The organism is Peristeroidobacter soli, from assembly GCF_004138485.1.
In the GTDB taxonomy this organism is placed as follows: Bacteria; Pseudomonadota; Gammaproteobacteria; order Steroidobacterales; family Steroidobacteraceae; genus Steroidobacter; species Steroidobacter soli.
Genome location: NZ_RYEV01000006.1, coordinates 539,383 through 559,175 on the forward strand (window position 1 = coordinate 539,383; position 19,793 = coordinate 559,175).

Sequence of the window (19,793 nt, forward strand, 5' to 3'; positions counted from 1 at the left end):
TCAGAGCGATGGCGTCCTGTCCCGCCTGCGCCCCGCATCGATGCCAACCTTGCGCTTGAGCGTCTTGGGCAGGATGCCGAACTTCCGGGTGAACGCGCGGGTAAAAGAAGAAAGCTCGGAATAGCCCGCGCTGAACGCCGCCTCCGTGACTTCCATGGCTCCCGACTGCAGCAGTTCCTTCGCGCGTACCAGTCGGGCGTCGCGCCAGTACGCCTGGACGGAGTCGCCGTAGGTTGCCTTGAAACCCATGGCGAGCTTGGTGCGGTTGAGGCCGACACGACGCGCCAGCTCGGCCAATGACAGCGGGTCGACCAGATGCTCGGCCATGATCGAGCGGGCCTGCGCCAGCTTGGTGAGATCGGCGGAGCTCAACTTGATGGCGTTCTCTTTGGGCGGCTCGCTGGCCTGATCCAAGGTATGCAGCAGGGTCGCGAGAATTTCCAGGCTCTTGGCGCGCATGTAGGCGCGACGCATCTGCCCCCGGAAGGTGCAGGCGAATATGTCGCTGAGTGGCGCGATCAATGCCGGGAACAGAGGCAGAGTGTTGCAGCGGAATTCCGGATAGCGCTGCAGGGCCATCCAGTTCGAGGTTTCCGGCAGCATCGACGCATCGATATCCAGCAGACTGGTGAGAGCGGTGGGGCAGAGGTACAGGCAGGCGTATTTCCAGGTCTCGGCGCGCGGGATTTCGCGCTCGATGACCGAGCCTTGCGGATAGCGCGACACGATGCACGAGCGTTCCGGGGTTTCGATCAGATGGCGTGCGCCGACCTGCTCGAAGCCGCTGCCTTTGAAGCGGAACTGAACGTGCAGCCAGTCGCTGTCCTCGACCACCTGGGTGTCGCAGCTGTCGCGGGCCGGCGAGACTTCGGTCAGGAATAGATAGGCGCGATCCGACAGGCGCACGGCCTCGTGGAAAGCGCCGTCGGCGGAACGGAACTGCACGCCGTCGCCCGCCGCGTAGACTCCTTCATTCCATGTGAGGCCGTTGTAGGTTCGTGAAGAATCAATGAGCGTGCGGTAATCGGTCACCGCCATCGAACAGCCTCGGTCGTGGCAAGCACGCCACAGGGCGTGCCCGCAGGTTGAGCCACCGGCCGAATATAGCGAAGAGCGCGGGCCGGGGCAAAAGGCCGCGAGGCGGTGGCTGCAAGAAAGTACCCCCGGTGTAATTTGCCGAACGCCCGGTCAAGCGGCTTTTTACCGCTGAGCCATCCTAGCGTGGGGTCAACGAGGAGGGTTCTCATGGGGACTGGGGCGAACAAAGAACATTCGAGCGCGAAGCTGGCGTCGGTACTGATCGGCTCGACGCTGCTCGCACCGTGCATCGTCGTCGCGCAGGGCGCGAACGAGCAGCCGGCGGACGCGGCTGCGGATCGGACGATCATCGAGGCTATCGTCGTCACCGCGCAGAAGCGATCGGAAAAAGTGACGGAAGTGCCGCTGTCCGTCTCGGTCATCCAATCGGAGTCGCTGGCCAACAAAGGCGCCAACTCTCTGACGGATTTCGCGGCCTATGTGCCTGGACTGGCGGTGTCGAACAATGGCGCGCCTGGCATCAACGGCGTCGTCATCCGCGGCCTGGCGACCAGCTACAACAACTCCTTCAACGCACCGTTGGTCGTCACGTACATCGATGACCAACCGACGGGTGCGTCGGCCGGCGGCTTCGGCGGTGCACGAGGCGGCACCTACACGCTGGATCTGATGCCCTATGACGTGTCCGAGATCGAGGTGCTGCGAGGTCCGCAGGGCACGCTGTACGGAGCGAACGCGATGGGCGGCATCCTGAAGTACTCGCTCAAGAAGCCGGACCTGGCGCAGACCGAGTTTCGCGCCGGCACCGATGTGGCGAGCGTGCGAGGCAGTGACGGAGTGGATTGGGGCGTGCGGGCGGCGCTGAACACCCCGATCGTGCAGGATCGGTTGGCGCTGCGCGTGAGCGGCTACAAGCGCGACACCGCCGGCTACATCGACAACATCGGCATCGGCAAAGAGGATTCCAACTCCAGCGAAACCAGTGGCGGGCGCGCCGCCGTGCTGTTCGCGCCGACCGACAAGCTCGACATCGAGGCGAGCGTACTGATGCAACGGACCCGCGCGGCGGACCTCAGCGCGGTCAATCTGACCGGCCAGACCGAGCGGCCCTACTATGGGGCGGCCATCCGCTCGACGCGCTTCGCCGAGAAGTACGAGCAGGACGCGGAGAACTATTCGCTGCGGATCAATTGGGATCTGGACTTCGCGACCTTGACCAGCTCGACCAGCTACGCGGACATGCGTAACACGCTGACGCTGGATCTGTCCGGAATTCCGTACGTGCCGAGTGCGCCGACGGCACTCATTCCTTACACCTTCCGCACCACCGTCAAGAAGTTCACCCAGGAAGCGCGGCTGACCTCGCCCGGAGGAACGGCGCTCGACTGGATGGTTGGCGCCTTCTACACCGGCGAGAAGCCCGATGAGTACGACGACTTCCGCGCTTATGCGGACTACGGCGTGCCGCTGCCCGCGCCAAACGACATTCTGTTGTTGGGCACGACGCCCGGCTCTCGAAACAAATATAAGGAATGGGCGTTGTTCACCAACGCCACGTATCGCTTCACCGACAAGTTCGACGTGGGCGCGGGGATTCGCTACGGCGAGAACAAGTCGGCGGGCTGCGATCCCGGATTCATCGGCATCTATGGCAACAATGGCACCTACGCTTGCCAGCAGCGCCCGTACGATGGCGTGACCACATGGATGGTGAACGCCCGGTATCACTTTCAGCCGGACGCGATGATCTATGCGCGAGTCGCGACAGGCTATCGTCCGGGAGGCGGCTGCGACACCTGCGGCAATCCATTGCTCGGCGTGCCGGCGACGTTCGATCCGGACCGCCTGACCAATTACGAGCTCGGGGTGAAGGGCTTTTTCTTCGAGCGCCGTTTCCAATTCGATATCGCCGCCTTCCACATCGATTGGAAGGACATTCAACTGCGAGTCACCAACGCCAACGGCTTCAGCTATCCAGGGAACGGCGAGACCGCGGTCAGCAGAGGTGTCGAGCTGAGCACGGCGTATGCACTCGACAATGGGCTGCGGCTCGGTGCCAATCTCGCCTACACCGATGCGAAGCTCACAGCGGATGCGCCAGGTGTCGGTGGTCGCGACGGCGATCCGCTTCCGGCCTCCGCCGATTGGGCCGGCGCGGTGACAGCCGACTACACGCAGGACCTGTCGATGGGCCTGACGCTGCTGGCGGGAGTGGGGTATCACTACAAGGCCGGCGTCGACAATCAGTTCCGCGGCACCGGTCAGCCGTTCCCGATGGGCTCGCAGAACGTCGCGGACTTGTATGCCGGGCTCGACTTTGGCGACACGCAGGCGCGCCTGTATGTGAAGAATGCGTTCGACGATCGCGCTTACACCGGTCTCACATTCCTGACGGATCGCAGCCGCCCGCTGTTCACGCCGATCCAGCCGAGAACCATCGGATTGCAGCTGGACCATAAGTTCTGATCGCGACATGACGAACCTGGCGCAACTGCAGGCGAGGCTCGCGGCATCCCATTACGATGCGGTGCTGGTGCCTTCATCGGATGAGTTCCTGAGCGAGTACAGCCAGCCGCACGATCGACGGCTGGCGTGGGCGACCGGGTTCACCGGTTCCACAGGCTCGGTGATCGTTGCGCGTAACGGCGCCGGATTGTTCGTGGACGGGCGTTACACCGAGCAGGCGCTTCAGCAGGTGGATGCGAAGGTGGTCGAGGTATGTCCGGCCACTGACGCGGCGAGACTGGGCTGGCTGCGGCGTGCACTACCGGCGGGGGCGACGCTTACCGTCGATCCCCGACTTCACAGCGAGCCCGAGCTGCAGCGTCTGATCGATGACGCGACTCGCGCGGGCTTCGACGTGCAGCTCGATCCGCACAATCTGATCGACGATCTCTGGACGACATCGCGTCCAGCGGCGAGCCGCGCCTCGATCTTCGACTATCCCGTGAGATTCGCTGGTCTCGCGCGCGAAGCGAAGATCGCCCAGGTACGCGCGCGCATGACAGAGCGCAATCAGGATCTCCTGGTGGTTTGCGATCCGGAGGACGTAGCCTGGCTTCTCAACGTTCGCACTCGCGACAGCGTCGAGGCGTTGCCGCAACGGCGGCATATCGTTCCGATTCCGCGCTCGCGCGTGCTCGTGCCGCGCGAAGGTGCGGTGCTTTGGTTTGTCGATGACACGCGGCTCGAGCCATCGTTGGCGGCACTCATGGGGGATCTGATTCAGCTGCGCGCACCGCAAGCGTTCGAGGATTCGTTACGTCAGGCGGCTGCTCAACGAGTAGTGGCTGCGAACGTTCGCAAGATGTCTCATTGGCACGCGCAGATCGTCAGGCGGGTCGGCCGGTTGCTCCATGACATCGCGCTCACGCACGCTCGATGGGTCAAACATCCGAATGAGATCGCAGTGGCGCGCGAGGGGCATTTGATCGATGGGGCCGCGGTTGTTCGTTTTCTCGCGTGGCTATTGCAGGCCGTTAAAGAACGGACCGTGACTGAAATGGAGGCGGACGAAAAGGTCACGGCGCTGCGTGAGCGGAGTGCGGATTATCTGGGCCTGTCGATGAACAATCACTCGGCGAGTGGGCCCAGCGCGGCGCTGCCTCACTATGTGGCCACGCCTGCGTCAAATCGCGTGATCAACGACCATCCGGTTTTCTGGATGGACACCGGCGGTCAGTACGCCGGGTGCTCGACCGACAACACCATCTGCTTCGCTGTCGGGGTGCCCGAAGCGCGGCACGTGGAAGCTCACACCCTCGTGGTGAAAGGCTGGATCGCGATGGCGCGCGCGCAGTTCCCGGATGGCATTCATTCCACGCAGCTCGACACCTTCGCGCGACAGTTCCTGTGGAGCCAGGGCAAGGATTACGGTCACGGTACCGGCCACGGCGTCGGCAACTTCATGAACATCCATGAAGGGCCGTACATTCGCAAAGAAATCGATCATCCGCTGGTGGCGCCGATGGCCGCCGGGATGATCGTGTCCAACGAACCGGGTTGCTATGTGCCCGGGGATTTCGGCGTGCGTGTGGAAAGTCATCTGCTGACCGTGCCGTCGAGTCACCCAGGCTTCCTGAAATTCGAGACGCTCTCGAAGCTGCCCATCGATCCGCGCTTGATCGACGCAACGTTGCTCGACCGGGGCGAAATCGCCTGGCTCGCGGATTATCACGAAGAGCTGGTGGCCTCCTATCGGGAACGTATCGAACCGCCAGTGCTTGCATGGCTGCGTGGCATTGCCGAGGCTTTCAGCGCACTGCGTGAACGCGGAGTCATGCAATGACTTCCGTCGATTCGACGAGTTCGAGCCGCTGGTTGCTGAGTTCGCTTGCAGTGATGATGTTGTCCATTGCCGGACACGCCAACGTCACGTTGAAGCCGCTGATCATCAGCACCTATGTGTCGTTTCTCGATATCACACGGTCCAGTGCCGGTTTCATCGTCGGCATCGAAGCCGCAGCGACGGCACTTACGATTGCGCTCGTGGTCAGCGTGCTCGATCGGGTCGGGCGGCGACGCACCCTGATCGTCGCGGCGCTGCTCATAGTGATGGGTAACTCGCTGTCCGCACTAGCGCACTCCGTCTATGAGATTGCGGCGACTCGTATCATCGCCGGCATCGGGCACGGCGCGGCACAGGCAGTGTGCGCGGCAGCCATCGCCACGTTTCTCGGCGCCGAGAGAGTGAGCGCGCTGGTCGCCGTCACCGTCGCCATCGCCGGCATGGGGCTCATGTTTCTGATTCCGTGGCTGCAAGGTTTGCTGGGGCCGGCGCCATTGTTTCTTGCCATGGCCGCGCTGGTCGCGCTGCCCATGGCGTTGATGAGCTGGATGCCTCTGCAACCGGCGGAGGGTGTGCAGCAGGTGGGCGCTGTGGGTGAGACCGGCAAGCGCCGCGTGCTGATTGCAGTCAGTTTGACGGCCGCCGCGTTCTTCTATCTGAGCGTCGGCAGCTTCTGGCCCTATGCGGCTGAGTTCGGCAAGCTGGCAGGGCTGACGTATCAGAAGGCCTCAGGTGCCGCGGCGGTTGCGCACCTCGCTGCAGTCGTCGGCGCGGGCGTCGTCATGCTGTTCAGTAAGCACATCGCGAAGTCGGTGGGTGTCGCTGCCGCCATTCTCGGGGCCATCGCGGCACTGGCGCTGTTGTTGAGTCGTAGTGAAGATCCCGGCACCTTCATGCTGGCGTGTGTCGGCTTCATGTTCTGTTGGGGTGTGTTTTATCCGCTGTTCATGGGCTTTCTTTCCGAGCTCGACCGGTCGGGGCGCGCCAACGGCTACTTTTTCACGATCGCGATGGTGGCCTTTGCTGTCGGGCCGACCTTTGGAGGCGCAGTGATCGGGCTCGGTGCGCAGCGCGACGGTGAGCTCACGAACCTGCTGTGGATGAGCCTGCTCTGCCAGGTTCCCGCGCTCGCGGTGGTGTTCGCGATGACAGCTCACAATCGTCACACGCGCTCGGCCGCGCATGAATCTCAGGAGGTCGCGAGCAAATGCAGCGCGTGAGCGATTATTTGTCGGAGTTCGCGCTCGACATGAACGAGCATCGGCTCGATCGCATGCCCGGTCACTATGCCGACGAATTCAGTGCGGTGGTGGATGGCACGTTCGTGAATCGCGAGGACTATCTGCGGTGGATCGGTGAGCTTGCGCAAGCGGGCTATTCCGAAATCCGCTTCGACGTCGCCAGGTGTCACGCGCTATCCGATGCCTATTGGCTTGCCGAGGGGACGACGACCATTCGCGCCGCGACCGGTGAAGAGCTGTCCTCGAAGTTCTCCATCGTCTGCGTCGCGCGCGGCTCGCGGCTCCAATTCTTTCACGCACACTCGTCGAGTCCGAAGGGCTGACACTGCAGCGTATGGCTAAACGCATCCACTTCGACGACGTGATCATCGGTGGCGGCTCGGCCGGATGCGCCGCCGCTTACGGTCTTGCGACGCGCACCTCCCGAAAAGTTCTGCTCATCGAAGCGGGCAAAGACACGCGTACTCTCCACACGCGCGTGCCTGGATTCGTGCGTGAGGCGGTGAGCCGCTTCGATTGGGGCTATGTCTCCGAGCCGGATGGCAGTCGTGAAGGCCGTCGTGAGAGCTGGGCGCGAGGGCGCATTCTCGGCGGCAGCAGTAGTGTCAACGGCATGATGTTCGTGCGAGGCGCACCATCCGACTACGACCGCTGGGCGGGCTTGCAAAACCCCGGCTGGAGCTGGCGCGACGTGGCGCCGATCTTCGCTGCCCTGGAATCGAGCGATCGTCCCGGCACGGGCCGAGGACACGCGGGTCCGCTCGGCGTGCGGACGGTGACTCGTCCCCATCCATTGACGCGCGCATTTCTCGAGGCGAGCGCTGGGGCGGGCTATCCGATCAATGACGACTACAACGATGGCGATCAAACCGGCTTCGGGCTCGCGCAGCTGTCGCAACGTCGCGGCATGAGGTGCAGTTCTGCGGACGCGTTCATTGCAGAGATCCGCGGCCGTCAGAATTTCACTCTCTGGTCGGAATGCGAAGTCCAGCGCCTGGTCTTCGATGAGCGTGGCACGGCAACGCATGCACTGTGCAAGAGAGCGGGCGAGGACATCGGCGTCAGCGCCGATCGCATCATCCTGAGCGCCGGTGCGGTAGGCACGCCGAAGTTGCTGCTGCTCTCGGGAGTCGGCGACTCCGACGAGCTCAAAGCGCTCGACATTCCCGCGATGATCCACTCGCCGCAGGTTGGCAGGAATCTGATGGAACATCCGTTGGTCCGCCTGGTCTTCGAGACGTCGATCGGATCGCGCAATCCGCTGGGTTTCGGTCAATCGCTGCGTGAGCTGGCGGAGTTCGTCCTGCATCGCGAGGGCCTGCTCGCCGGCGCTTTCGAGGCGGCGGGTTTCGTGAAGAGCGATGAGGGACTGACCCATCCCGATCTGCAATATCACTTTCTGCCGATCGGCGTTCAGGACGCGGTGACGCACGCCGAGTCGGTGCTCAAGGTGCCGTCGTTCACGATCTACGCAAACCTCAGCTATCCCAAAGGTCGCGGGCGGCTGCAGTTGACGTCGAACGATCCAAACGCGGCGCCGCGTTTGTTTCCTGATCTGCTGGGCGGCGGGGAAGGGGATATCACCGCGCTGGTCAACGCCATCAAGATCGCGCGGCGGATCGTGCAAGCGCCCGCCATGCGCGAGCTCGTGAAGCAGGAAGTTACGCCGGGACCGCAGATCCAGACGGAGGCGCATCTTCGCGACCACGTCCGTCGCAATACCGAGATCGCTTATCACATCGCTGGAACCTGTCGCATGGGAAGCGATGCGCAGGCCGTGGTCTCGCCCGACCTGAAGTTGAATGGCGCAACCAATGTGTGGCTCGCCGACGCCTCCATCTTTCCGGAGCTGATCAGCGGCAATACCAATGCTGCCTGCATGATGATCGGCATGAAGCTGGCCTGGGCACTTGCCGGGACGCGCAGCGCGTCGGTGGCGGCATGAACGAGCGGTTCCGGACTATTCATGAAACCGAGTGGGCGTGGCGTCTGGATCAGTTCGCCGATCTCGGCGGCTTCGATGTCGCCATCGATCCGGATCGGCCGCTCTATGACCGCTTGCCGGATGCCAGTCCGGCCGCGTACCAGGCTCGACTGGATCATTGGACGCGCGTTGCGCTCGAGCTCGACCGCATCGATCCGACGGCGTTGAGCGAGCGCGGCCAGATCGACTATCGGGTTTATCGCAATCAGATCGCGTGCCTCATCGAGCGTCACAAAGGACGCGATTTTGAGATGCCGGTGAACTCCGATAGCGCGTTCTGGACGGACGTGGCGGCTATCGCCAGGCGTCCCATTCGCCGCGCGGAGGATCTCGCGCGATGGATACTTCAGATGCGCGACCTGCCGCGCTATTTCGACGAGATGATTGCGCTGATGCGAGCGGGACTGCGTCGTGGCTTCACACCGCCGCGGGTCACCCTCGCAGGGCGCGAGAGATCGATTGTGGCGGTCGTCGAATCGCCCGCGGAGGCTAGCGTTTACTTCAAGCCTTTTCGCGATCCCTCGGCGGCGGCGTTCCGTGATGAAGCGATTCGCGCGATCAACGAGTGCGTCATCCCGGCGCATGCCGCGCTCCTTCGCTTTTTCAAAGAAGAATACACGCCGAGGTGTCGCACGAGCATTGCGGCGGCGGATCTACCAAACGGCCGCGAATACTATCTGTCGAAGATTCGCGAGCACGTGACGGACGACATCGCGCCGGAGCAGATTCACCGGTTTGGACTGGAAGAAGTGGCCCGGCTGCGATCGTCGATGGAAGACACCATGCGCGAAGCCGGGCATGCCGGCAGCCTGGCTGAGTTCGTCGCGCAGCTGCGGACCGATTCGCAGTTCTATGCGAAGTCGGAAGAGGAGCTGCTGATGCGCGCCGCGTGGATCGCGAAAAAGTTCGACGCCGTCGCGCATCTGTACTTCCGCAAGCTGCCCCGCGCGAGGTTCGCAATCAAGCCGGTTCCTGCCGAGATCGCTCCGTATTTCACCGCAGGCCGCGGTGGCGTGGGCATTTATCTGCTCAACACTCATCGGCTCGACACGCGGCCTCTATACAGTCTGCCGGCGCTCACACTGCACGAGTCCGCGCCCGGCCATGCGTTCCAGATCGCCGCCGCGCTAGAGGATGAATCTCTGGCGGCGTTCCGGCGGCAGACCTATCTGCCTGCTTACGCCGAAGGCTGGGCGCTGTACTGTGAAGAGCTCGGTCTGGAGATGGGGATCTACGAAACGCCCCACGAACGTTTCGGCATGCTCGACTATCAGATCTGGCGCGCCGCGCGCCTGGTCGTGGACACCGGCATTCACTGGCTCGGCTGGAGCCGGGAACGGGCGATGGCCTTCGTTTCCGACAACACCACCTTGTCACGACACGAAGTCGAGTCGGAAGTCGATCGATATATTTCCTGGCCGGCGCAGGCATTGTCGTACTACCTCGGCGAGGCTTGCATCCGTGATTGTCGGCGCAAAGCCGAACGCGCACTGGGCGCGAAATTCGACGTGCGCGATTTTCACGATGCAATTCTATCGGTGGGCTCGGTGCCCCTGGAAACACTCCGTGGCGCGACCGACCGGCTGATCCGGACCACTCTCGAGCGCCCCCTGAATTGAGCAAGCAACAGATGTCGATGGTGTCACTCAACAATTTCATCGCTGGACGAGATCGTCCATCACTGGGTAGCGCCACGCTGGCGGTTACCACCCCTTTCACCGGCAAGGCGATCTGCGCCATGCCCGCCGGCGATGAGGGGGACGTCAGTGCGGCGGTGAGCGATGCCGCCGAGGCGTTTCAGGACAAACGTTGGGAAGGGCTCGCGCCATCGCTGCGTAAGAAGATTCTATTCCGCTGGGCCGACTCGATCGAAGCGCAGGCCGCCGCGCTCGATCAGCTGGACGCCGAGGATATGGGCAAGCCCGTGAGCGTGGCGGCGTTCAACGCGCGCTCCGCGGCGTCGCTGCTGCGTTTCAATGCCGAGTCCATCGACAAGATATTCGGACAAACGCTGCCAAGCGCGCAGCGCAGTCTGGTCATGCAACGCTGGGCGCCACGCGGTGTGGTTGCGGCGATCACACCTTGGAATTTCCCCACGTTCAACGCGGTGTTGAAGATGGCTCCAGCGCTTGCGGCTGGCAACACGGTCGTGGTCAAGCCTTCCGAGCTGTCGCCGCGTTCCGCTCTCGAACTGGCGCGACTGGCGGTCGAGGCGGGGCTTCCCGCCGGCGCGCTCAATATCGTGCTCGGCAAAGGCGAGATCGTGGGCAAAGCGCTCAGCCTGCATCACGCCGTGAACATGGTGAGCTTCACCGGCTCGAGCGAAGTCGGCAAGTTGGTGCTGGGCTACGCGGCGCAGTCGAATATGAAACCCGTGCTGGCGGAGTGCGGCGGCAAGTCGCCGCACGTGGTCATGGACGATGCTGTCGATCTCGACGCCGTCGCGGCGATGGTTGCCGCGACGATCACGACCAACCAGGGGCAGTGGTGCAGTGTCGGCTCGCGGCTGATCGTCGCCGAGTCGATCGTCGATGAGCTGGTGGATAAAGTCGTTCGCGGATTCGAGCGCCTGGTGCCGGGCGATCCGCTGATCGCCAGCACCACGTTCGGTCCGCTCGCGTCGGCACGGCAGCGCGATCGAGTGGCGAGTTATATCGATGGCGCCCGGCGCGCCGGTGCCCGGGTGATTGGCGGTGGACCGTCCTTGCCGGAGGAGGGCGGATGTTTCTTCGCTCCGACGGTCGTGATCGCGAAGTCGGTCGATGAGCCGATCTGTCAGGAAGAAGTGTTCGGCCCGGTGCTGTCGGTACTGACGTTCCGTGACCTGGACGAGGCGATCAGGCTCGCGAACAGCACCGCGTTTGGACTGCTGGCGTATGCATGGACCAGCGACATCTCCACAGGAATGAAATTATCGGAGGGTATTCGCTCGTCGGTACTGCTGAACGCGGCGCTTCCCGCGGGCGAGGGGCCCGGCCACGGCTTTTCATCGGAGCCCGTGGGTGAGTCGGGCATGGGCATGGAGGGGGGCGTCGAAGGCATCAAGAGTTATTTGCGGCGTCAGACCGTCTGGTTGAATTTCTAACGCGGAGATTGCGCAATGACTCGGACGCTGCTGCGGAACGCACGCATTTTCGACGGTCTTCGCGACGGGCTGAGTGAGCCCGGCGCTTTGCTCATCGGCGACGATCGGATCCTCGCTGTTGGGGCCGAGGCGGATACAGCGGCCGCAGATATAGCAATCGATCTCGAAGGTCGGACGGTCATGCCAGGATTGATCGACGCGCACTTCCATGCATACGCCTCCCGGGCCGATCTCGTCGCACTGGAGAAGCTGCCTCCCACCTACGTCGCGCAGACCGGACGAGTCATCATGGAGGATGCCTTGCGTCGTGGCTTCACCACGATCCGTGATGTGGGTGGCGCCGACTACGGAATGTGGCGCGCACTTCAGGAGGGTGTGTTCGAAGGACCCAGGTTGTTCTACTGCGGACGGGCCTTCAGTCAGAGCGGCGGGCACGGCGATATTCGAGCTCCTCACGAGGATGAGTCGGTCTGCGGTTGCGCCGGTCACGGCTTGCTGGCGGAGCGCGTCGATGGTGTCGACGCCATACGCCGGGCCGCGCGAGAAGCACTTCGCAAAGGCGCTCATCATCTGAAGATATTTGTCTCCGGCGGCATTGCGTCCCCCAGCGATCCCATCTGGATGATGCAATTCGCCGAGGACGAAATTGTCGCCGTGGTGGACGAGGCAGCCCGCCGTCGTGCTTATGTCGCCGCGCATGCCTACACCCCGGAGACGATTACCCGCGCGGTTCGCTTGGGCGTGCGGACCATCGAGCATGGCAATCTCATCGACCGTGCGACCGCGGCGCTCGTTGTCAAGGCGGGCGCGTATGTAGTGCCGACGTTGGCCACCTACGAAGCGTTTCGCCGCAGCGGTCTGGAGGACGGTGCTCCGAAACATCTGCTCGATAAACTGAACGACGTCTATGGCCAAGGGATCGAAGCCGTGCGGACCTGCCGGGAAGCCGGCGTGAAACTCGGCTTTGGCACCGATCTGCTCGGGCCCATGCACAAGCATCAGCGCGATGAGTTCCGCCTGCGTGCACAAGTGGAGACACCGTTCGAAGTGCTGAACTCAGCCACGGCGGTCAATGCCGAGATCGTCGGCATGACAGGGCAGCTCGGCACCATCGCTGCCGGTGCCTATGCCGATATGCTCGTGATCGACGGCAATCCGCTCGCTGACTTGAGTTTGCTGTATGAAGATTCCGTGGCCATTCACTCGATCTGGAAGGCCGGTCGGCGGGTGTCTACCAGCGTTTCGCGAGATTAGCGATCGCTGCGTCGATCTGCTGTATCACGTTGGCCGTTGGCGCCGGAAAGACTGCCATCGCGCGATTGCCGACGTAGCCCATGTCTGCGTAGCCGGCTGTCGTCGTGTAGTACCCGCCGGAGATCAGATTGACGACGCGAGCGGGAAAGTTGCGTAACGGCAGGTCTGCGCCGAACAGTGACTCGAAGATCTCGCGCTGCTGGACTGCCGATGCGTTGGCAAAGGGTGTTGCGTAACGCTCCTGCATTCGCCGGTCGAGCTCTGCCGCGCCTGACATCAGGAGTTGGCAGTCCCGCTGCATGGCTGGGTACGGTGCACTGACCCACTCATCGAGAAAATCGACGACGCCGACCTGCGAGGCCGAAGGGTGCGCGCCCGCCGCCGGCAGAACGATATCGCAGAGTGCTGTAAACAGCGCGCGCTGTGCCTCGGTCAGGATGCGCGACCAGGTTGCAACTGGAGTCAGCAGCGTCGGGTCGGTGCCATAGCCATTGCTCTGCGCCGGCATGCCCATTGCCAGCTGCGGTCGCATGGCTGCGAGTGTGATCGCTGCTGCGAATTGCAGCGCCTCGCGACGTGTGATGGAAGTCATGAGCGTTCAGAGCTCCCGTTTGATCAGGCTGTTCGCGAGATGCTCGCTGGCGCGCCAGGCGAGTGCCAGAATGGTCAAGGTCGGGTTCTTGTCGGGATGACTCGCGAAGGAGCCGCCATCCGCGACATACAGATTCCTCACGTCCCAGGCGTGCGAGTGCTGGTTCAGCACGGACGTGCCGGGCTTCGCGCCCATCCGCGTGGTGCCGACCTCGTGGATCATTTCACCGCCGCTGGTGATGCGCGCCTCGCCGGGCTCGGCACCGGAGAGAACGGTTCCGCCCATCGCGTCGATCACCTCCCGGAAAAATTTGTTGGCGTGCTGACTCTGGGCGCGTTCGTGCGGCCCCCAGCGCCAGTGAAAGCGCAGTACCGGCAGACCCCAGCGATCTTTGACGGTCGGGTCCAGGTCGCAATAACAATCGTCGTTCGGAATCATGCCGCCTCTGGAGGCGAGGCTGATCGCGGCTCCATAGGAATAACGCACGCGTTCCCGCAGCGCTGCGCCATACACGGGCGGCTCGCCGGGTTTGTTCACGAACGCGTCCTCGATCCAGGGCATCCGGCGTCCTGTCGAGATCGACGTGTGATACCCGGTCGCAAAGCCGAGGCGTCCCTGCGCCTGGTCGCGAAAACCCCACCACGGTGCATACACATGATTCAGTGACGTGGCGTCTTCGTTGACGACGGGCAGCTCCGCCAGCGCCGGGACGTGCGCATAAATCGACGTTGCCGCGGTATCGGTGAGATTGCGTCCGACCTGGCCGGAGCTGTTGGCGAGGCCCTGCGGGAACATTGCGCTCTTCGAGTTGAGTAACAGCCGCGCCGTTTCGCAAGCGCTCGCGGCGAGCACCACGCTGCGGCCTCTAACGCGGATGTGCGCGCCGGTTTTCCTGTCGATGTACACGATGCCGCTGGCCCGGCCCTGTGAATTCAGCGTGACTTCGCAAGCAACAGCGCCTGTGCGGATCTGCAATCGCGTGGTTTTCAGGGCCGTCGGCAGCAATGAAGTCGGCGTCTGAAATTTCGCGCCGATGGAGCAGCCCCACATGCACGGCGTGGCATTGATACAGGCGGCGCGATCCGGCAGGGGGCGCGTCAGAACCGCTGTATGAATCGGCACGACCCGGACGCCGAAGCGCTGGTCGAAGATTCGCTGTGCGAACACTTCGCCGGCCCGGGGTTCGGGCGGCGGCAGCAGAATGCCTGGCGGCGAATCGGGGCTGTTCTCGATGCCTTCGGCGGCACCGAAGACGCCGATGAGCTGCTCCACGCGGTCGTAATAGGTCGCGAGCTCCTCGTAGCCGATCGGCCAGTCGACCCCGACCCCGATGCGCGTGAATTCTTCGAAGTCGTAAGGTCCGAAGCGCAGGCTGGCACAACTCCAGTGGTTGGTACGCCCGCCCAACATGCGCGCCCGCCACCATTTGAAGGTCGATCCTTCTGCCACGGTGTAGGGCTCATCGGGTACGCTCCAGCCGCCGTCGACCGTGGCATCGAAATAGCCGAAAGGTTTGTCGGTGGTGCCGGCACCGCGCAGCGGCGCGTCCGCATTGGTGCGAAACATCGGAGTTTCACTGCGGGGATCGTAGGCGCGGCCGCTCTCGAGCAACAGCACGCGCAGACCGGCGTGAGTGAGAACGTAAGCCGCCATTGAACCGCCAGCGCCGGAGCCGACGATGATGGCGTCATAGACCTCGTCGCGAGTGTTGGACATCTCAATGATCCAGAACTGAGGGCCCGGATCGATGACCAGGGCGATGATTTCGGGCATTGTGGACCAGGCGAGCCACGATCCGGTTAAGGCGGGTCTTAATACTGAAAGCGGCGCGTGCTGATTGTTTCCCGTGCAGCTGGCGGTGAACCTCGGCTTTTCGCCGGAGGAGTCGTGATCTTGCCAATTTCCAGACGGTCGTTCGTGCTTGGCCTGGGTGCAGTTACATGTAGCGGCGCATTCGATGCATCCGCCGCAGCCGCTCCTCGCGTGCGGCTCGGTATGCAATCGTATAGCTTTCGCGACCGGCCGCTGCAACAGGCGTTACAAGCGATGTCCCGCCTCGGTATCGAGGAGGGGGAGCTGTATTCGCCTCATATCGAGTTCGGTGGCGTGGCGGCCCAGCGGGTGCTGCTGGGAATGGATCCCGCATCACCGGCGCAACGTGCGACGGTACGCGAGGAATTGCGACGCTGGCGGCTCGAGGTTTCTCTTCAGCACTTCGCGGATGTCGCCGCGCAGTGGCGTCGGGCGGGCATTCGCTTGAATGCCTACAACCTGAGCTTCCGCGACGACTGGAGCGACGCGGAGATCGATCGCGGCTTTCAGATGGCGCGTGCGCTCGATGCATCGCTGATCGCATCGTCTTCGACACTCAGCGTGCTACCTCGAGTCGCGTCTTTCGCGGACAAATACGGCATGATCGTGGCGGTTCACAATCACGCCGGTCTCAACGACGCGAATGAAATCACCGGGCCGGAGTCGATTGCGCGCGCGCTGGCAATTTCTCCGCGCATCCGTGTCAACCTCGACATCGGTCATTTCTCGGCGGACGGCCATGATCCCGTCGAGTTCATCCGCGAGCATCACGAGCGAATCACCCATCTGCATCTGAAGGATCGTCGCAACCACGACGGGCCGGCCGTGCCGTTCGGTGAAGGCGATACTCCGCTGCGAGAGGTGTTGCTGCTGATGAAGGCACGTGGGTACGACTTCCCAGGCAACATCGAGTACGAGTACAAGAGCGCGAACGATGCGGAAGTGGAGGTCGGCAAGTGCCTCGACTATTGCCGCCGGGTGCTGGGTCAGTAACTCGGCAGCGACCCGCGCCGTCGAGCGGCGCGGGTCGCAATCTCTTCTTTAGAAGCGGAAGATGCCGGTGAAGCCAATCGTTCGCGGCCGCAGCGTCGAGGCAAAGAACTGTGGCATGCCCTTGATATCGTGATAGCGGCCGAGCAGTGGCGCTTCGTTCAGCAGATTCTCTCCGAACAACGACACGTCCCAGCCGCCGATACGCATCCCGGTGCGCGCGTTCAGCAGGCGAATGGCCGGATCCGGTCGCGCGTCCTTGTCGTAATTGACTGTGATCGAGTCACGGTAAGGCGTGTCTTCGTCGTCGCGGGCGGTGTAGGCATAGTCGACGCGCCAGTATGCGTCACGCTGAGCAATGACGAAGTCGTATGCGGCGGAGACGGTGGCGTTCCACGGTGCCACCCCCAAAGAATTTCCATCGGACACCAGGATTCGGCGCGTCGGCGGATTGGTCGCCGTATTCAGGCCGGCGTAAACGGTTTCGGCATATTTGGCATCGGTGTAGCCCGCGGCCAGCGTGAGCGTCAGGTTGTCGATCGGCCGGAACTCCGCGGCGATGTCCAGGCCTTTGCTGGTCGCGTCTCCCAGATTCGCCTTGAAGGAAGAACCGCAGCCACCCAGCGTCACCGCTTGTTGAATGTCCGACCAGTCGATGAAATAGAGGCTCGAGTGCAATTGCAGCCTGCCGTCGGCCAGACGGTTCTTCGCGCCGATCTCATAACTCCACAGGCTGTCGGAATCGTAAGTCGAAGGCACGCGACTCAGCCCGAGCAGCGCAAGGTTGGCGGCACAGGTCGGCGTCGTCGTGGTCGACGGGTTGTTGATGCCGCCGACGCGGTAGCCCTTGGCCGCCGAGACGTAGTAGAGATTGCGGTCGTCAGGCTCATAAGTGAAGCCGACTTTCGGCGTCACCGGCGTTTCTTCCTGATGACCACCGGATGAGCAGTTCAGGCAGTTCAGCGGACCGTTGCCGGTGCGTGCATAGTCGAACTCGGTGCTGGCGACGCGCACGCCCGCCGTTACTTTGAGTGTTTCGGTCAGCGCATAGTCCACCTGGCCGAACGCGGCAAGCTGTTGGTCCGTCGCGTGTTGATCGACGACGAAGCTGTAGATGCCGTCGGCCAGCCCCTGGCCGAACGCCTGCTGAATCGTCAGGCCGTATTCCTGCAGGGACAGTTGCGGCAGGTACGGGTCTTCGACGTATTGATTGGTGTAGAGACGTGCCTTCTCGTAGAACAGGCCCGCCACCCATTGCAGCCGGCTGTCGGCATTGGTGGATTGCAGGCGAATCTCCTGGGTGAACGTATCCTGTTCAACGTCGGCGTTCGACAGCGCGCGGTATCCGGGAATGTTGGATACCGGGCGATTGGGGTTGCCGACCAGCAGCGCCCACAACAGCGTGGAGTAGTCGGACGAACGCTCCAGCGAGCGATCGAAGTACGACGTGTTGGAAATCAACTCGACGCTCGACAGATTCCAGCTCACTTTCAGTGCGGGTAGCCAGAATTCATCGGTGGAGGGTTCCTGTTCGGGCCAGGCACTGCGAAACTTTCCTGCGTCTGGATCGGACAGCGCAGTCCAGAAGTAGCCGGTCCCGTCCGCTTCCTTGTTCTGGTAGAGCACCGATGGAGTGATGGTGAGTGCATCGCCGATCGCAAAGGTCAGCGCGCCGCGCAGTACGGTGGTCTGCTGTGAGTCCTTGTTGTCGCGCAGAGTCGCGCCGCTCGTGTAGTCGACGGAGTCGATGAAGCCGCCGTCGTTGCGGAAGAAGGCGCTGGCGCGAAACCCGACTTTGTCTCGTGACAGGGGGCCGCCCGCGGCAACGCCTGCCTCATAGGTCGGGTCTCCGCCGTCGGTGAATGCAAGTTCGGCGCGTGAGTAACCGGAGAAGTCAGTAAGGCTCGGCTGCGCGGTGAGGAAACGAACGGCACCGCCGGCGGCGCCAGCGCCATAGAGCGTTCCTTGCGGACCGCGCAGGATTTCGATGCGCTCCTGGTCGAAGATGGCAGGGTAGACGTTTTCGGTCACGACGCCGGTGCCGCCGCGAACCTGGATGGGCGTGTCATCGATGTAGATGCCCGTGGTTGCGGCGCCGACCGTGGAGGCAATGCCTCGAATGGCGATGCGTTTGGTGAGGCCGTCGCCGCTCTGGCCGAAGGTCACACCCGGTGTGAAGCGAGCCACGTCCTCGACCGACTTGATGCCTTTCGCGTCGATGACTTCCGGCGTGAACGCGGCAACGCTCGCCGATACCTTGCTCAATGATTCCTGCTTGCGGTTGGCGGTAACGACGATCTCTTCGAGCGCCGGCCCGTCCGCTGCCGCGGCCAGAACGTTTTGTGAAGCCGTGCTCGCGAGGATACAGGTGGATGCGATCAACATCCGCAGGGGAAGCTTGTTCATGAATGTTCTCTATTCCCGATGAATGGCCAGTTCGACCGATCATCCTGCCGAAGCTCTCACGGGGGAATTAATGGCTGCGACGTTGTGAATTAAGGTCATGCTTAACGTGCGCGCGGCGAGCGTGGCGTGCCGCGCTTTGATTTGAGTGATATTCGCCACGGCACCGGATCGAGCGCAGCGCGCAGATCGGCAAGGAATGTGCTCGTGCGCGCGGCGCGGCCGGTGCGCGCCGTCGTCAGTGCAACGATGTCGGCTGCGGGCAGGCGATAACCACTGAGCAGCCGTACCAGCTTGTCGGATTGCAGATCGTCGGCCACATCCCATTCGGAACGCATGATGATGCCGTGCCCCGCGATCGCCCATTCGCGCGCGACGTCGCCATCGTTGCTGGTCATCCGGGGATGAACTCGCACTGACGTCGTGGCGCGGCGCGCGTTGGAGAACTTCCAGAGAGTGACATCCTCGTCGTTCTCGCGCAGGACGATCGCCTCGTGCGATTCGAGCTCCTCCGGCGTGAGCGGTTCGCGATGGCGTTCGAGATAGGTGGGGGCGGCGCAAAGCACGCGGTCGTTCGGTGCCAGCCGATGGACGATCAGCGATGAGTCGCGCAGCTCGCCGACGTGAATCAATATGTCCCAGCGATCTTCGCTGATGCCGGCGGGATTCTCGGACAGCATCAGACTCAGATTCACTGCTGGATGCCGGCTGCTGAAGGCAGCCACGACCGGTGCGACGAAACGACGTCCAAAGCCGAACGGGGCGACCACCCGCAGATTGCCCGCGACGGTGCCGCGACGCGCATTCAACGTCTCGGCCAGCGCTTCCAGGTCGGCGAGGATCTGGAAGCCCTTCGCCGCCAGCAACTCGCCTTCGTCGGTCAGGCGCAGGTGCCGGGTGGAGCGGTCGACGATACGAACTTGCAGCTTGAGCTCGAGCTGCCGCAGCCTTTGGGTGACGGCGGGCGGCGTGACGTCGAGCTGGCGGGCCGCCGCCGCCAGCGATGGCGAGGTGGCGATGACCGAAAAGAAACGCAGCTCCTCAGCGCTGATCATTAACGGCCGCCTTAACTGTGTAGGTGCCACGAACTGATTGTCGCCGTGCGG

At 63.0% G+C, this 19,793-nt stretch carries 14 protein-coding genes; 9 read left to right on the forward strand and 5 right to left on the reverse strand.

Annotation, left to right across the window (positions count from 1 at the left end; all coding sequences use genetic code 11):
- A complete protein-coding gene (locus tag EKO19_RS28660) occupies nt 1–1,038 on the reverse strand; it encodes a helix-turn-helix domain-containing protein (protein ID WP_129780809.1) in 1,038 nt (345 codons plus the stop codon).
- A gap of 207 nt (nt 1,039–1,245) precedes the next feature.
- Here EKO19_RS28660 and EKO19_RS28665 point away from each other — a divergent pair, with 207 nt between their 5' ends.
- The 8 genes from EKO19_RS28665 to EKO19_RS28700 are packed head-to-tail and all read left to right on the forward strand — an operon-like array spanning nt 1,246 to nt 12,890.
- Nucleotides 1,246–3,504, forward strand: a complete 2,259-nt coding sequence (locus EKO19_RS28665) for a TonB-dependent receptor (RefSeq protein WP_129780810.1) — start codon at nt 1,246–1,248, stop codon at nt 3,502–3,504.
- A 7-nt stretch (nt 3,505–3,511) separates the two neighbouring features.
- Entirely contained in the window at nt 3,512–5,326 is a 1,815-nt protein-coding gene (locus EKO19_RS28670) for a M24 family metallopeptidase (protein WP_129780811.1), read from the forward strand.
- Nucleotides 5,323–6,546 (forward strand): MFS transporter, encoded by a 1,224-nt coding sequence (locus tag EKO19_RS28675; protein WP_129780812.1) that lies wholly within the window; start codon nt 5,323–5,325, stop codon nt 6,544–6,546. Before EKO19_RS28670 ends, EKO19_RS28675 begins: the two co-directional genes overlap by 4 nt.
- Nucleotides 6,534–6,890: a nuclear transport factor 2 family protein gene (locus tag EKO19_RS28680; protein ID WP_129780813.1), complete on the forward strand. Its 357-nt coding sequence runs from the start codon at nt 6,534–6,536 to the stop codon at nt 6,888–6,890. The genes EKO19_RS28675 and EKO19_RS28680 overlap by 13 nt, the downstream gene beginning before the upstream one ends.
- Nucleotides 6,891–6,901: 11 nt before the next feature.
- Nucleotides 6,902–8,512: a GMC family oxidoreductase gene (locus EKO19_RS28685; protein WP_129780814.1), complete on the forward strand. Its 1,611-nt coding sequence runs from the start codon at nt 6,902–6,904 to the stop codon at nt 8,510–8,512.
- Entirely contained in the window at nt 8,509–10,170 is a 1,662-nt protein-coding gene (locus tag EKO19_RS28690; RefSeq protein ID WP_129780815.1) for a DUF885 domain-containing protein, read from the forward strand. Before EKO19_RS28685 ends, EKO19_RS28690 begins: the two co-directional genes overlap by 4 nt.
- Nucleotides 10,167–11,636 carry an aldehyde dehydrogenase family protein gene (locus tag EKO19_RS28695; RefSeq protein ID WP_129780816.1) on the forward strand — a complete coding sequence of 490 codons (1,470 nt, stop codon included), beginning with the start codon at nt 10,167–10,169 and terminating at the stop codon, nt 11,634–11,636. The genes EKO19_RS28690 and EKO19_RS28695 overlap by 4 nt, the downstream gene beginning before the upstream one ends.
- Before the next feature lie 15 nt (nt 11,637–11,651).
- Complete coding sequence (locus EKO19_RS28700) at nt 11,652–12,890, forward strand: metal-dependent hydrolase family protein (RefSeq protein WP_129780817.1); 1,239 nt, start codon at nt 11,652–11,654, stop codon at nt 12,888–12,890.
- On the opposite strand, the gene EKO19_RS28705 is transcribed toward EKO19_RS28700, so the two are convergent.
- Complete coding sequence (locus tag EKO19_RS28705; protein ID WP_129780818.1) at nt 12,868–13,482, reverse strand: gluconate 2-dehydrogenase subunit 3 family protein; 615 nt, start codon at nt 13,480–13,482, stop codon at nt 12,868–12,870. The genes EKO19_RS28700 and EKO19_RS28705 overlap by 23 nt on opposite strands.
- Before the next feature lie 6 nt (nt 13,483–13,488).
- A complete protein-coding gene (locus EKO19_RS28710) occupies nt 13,489–15,255 on the reverse strand; it encodes a GMC family oxidoreductase (RefSeq protein ID WP_217705671.1) in 1,767 nt (588 codons plus the stop codon).
- 222 nt (nt 15,256–15,477) lie between these two features.
- Here EKO19_RS28710 and EKO19_RS28715 point away from each other — a divergent pair, with 222 nt between their 5' ends.
- Complete coding sequence (locus EKO19_RS28715) at nt 15,478–16,287, forward strand: sugar phosphate isomerase/epimerase family protein (RefSeq protein ID WP_129780820.1); 810 nt, start codon at nt 15,478–15,480, stop codon at nt 16,285–16,287.
- A 48-nt stretch (nt 16,288–16,335) separates the two neighbouring features.
- Here the strand turns inward: EKO19_RS28715 and EKO19_RS28720 are convergent, their stop codons facing one another.
- Together EKO19_RS28720 and EKO19_RS28725 are read right to left on the reverse strand one after the other, a co-directional pair.
- Nucleotides 16,336–18,690: a TonB-dependent receptor gene (locus EKO19_RS28720; RefSeq protein WP_129780821.1), complete on the reverse strand. Its 2,355-nt coding sequence runs from the start codon at nt 18,688–18,690 to the stop codon at nt 16,336–16,338.
- Between the two features lie 101 nt (nt 18,691–18,791).
- Nucleotides 18,792–19,742, reverse strand: coding sequence for a LysR family transcriptional regulator (locus tag EKO19_RS28725; protein ID WP_129780822.1), 951 nt, complete (start codon nt 19,740–19,742; stop codon nt 18,792–18,794).
- Nucleotides 19,743–19,793: the final 51 nt, after the last annotated feature.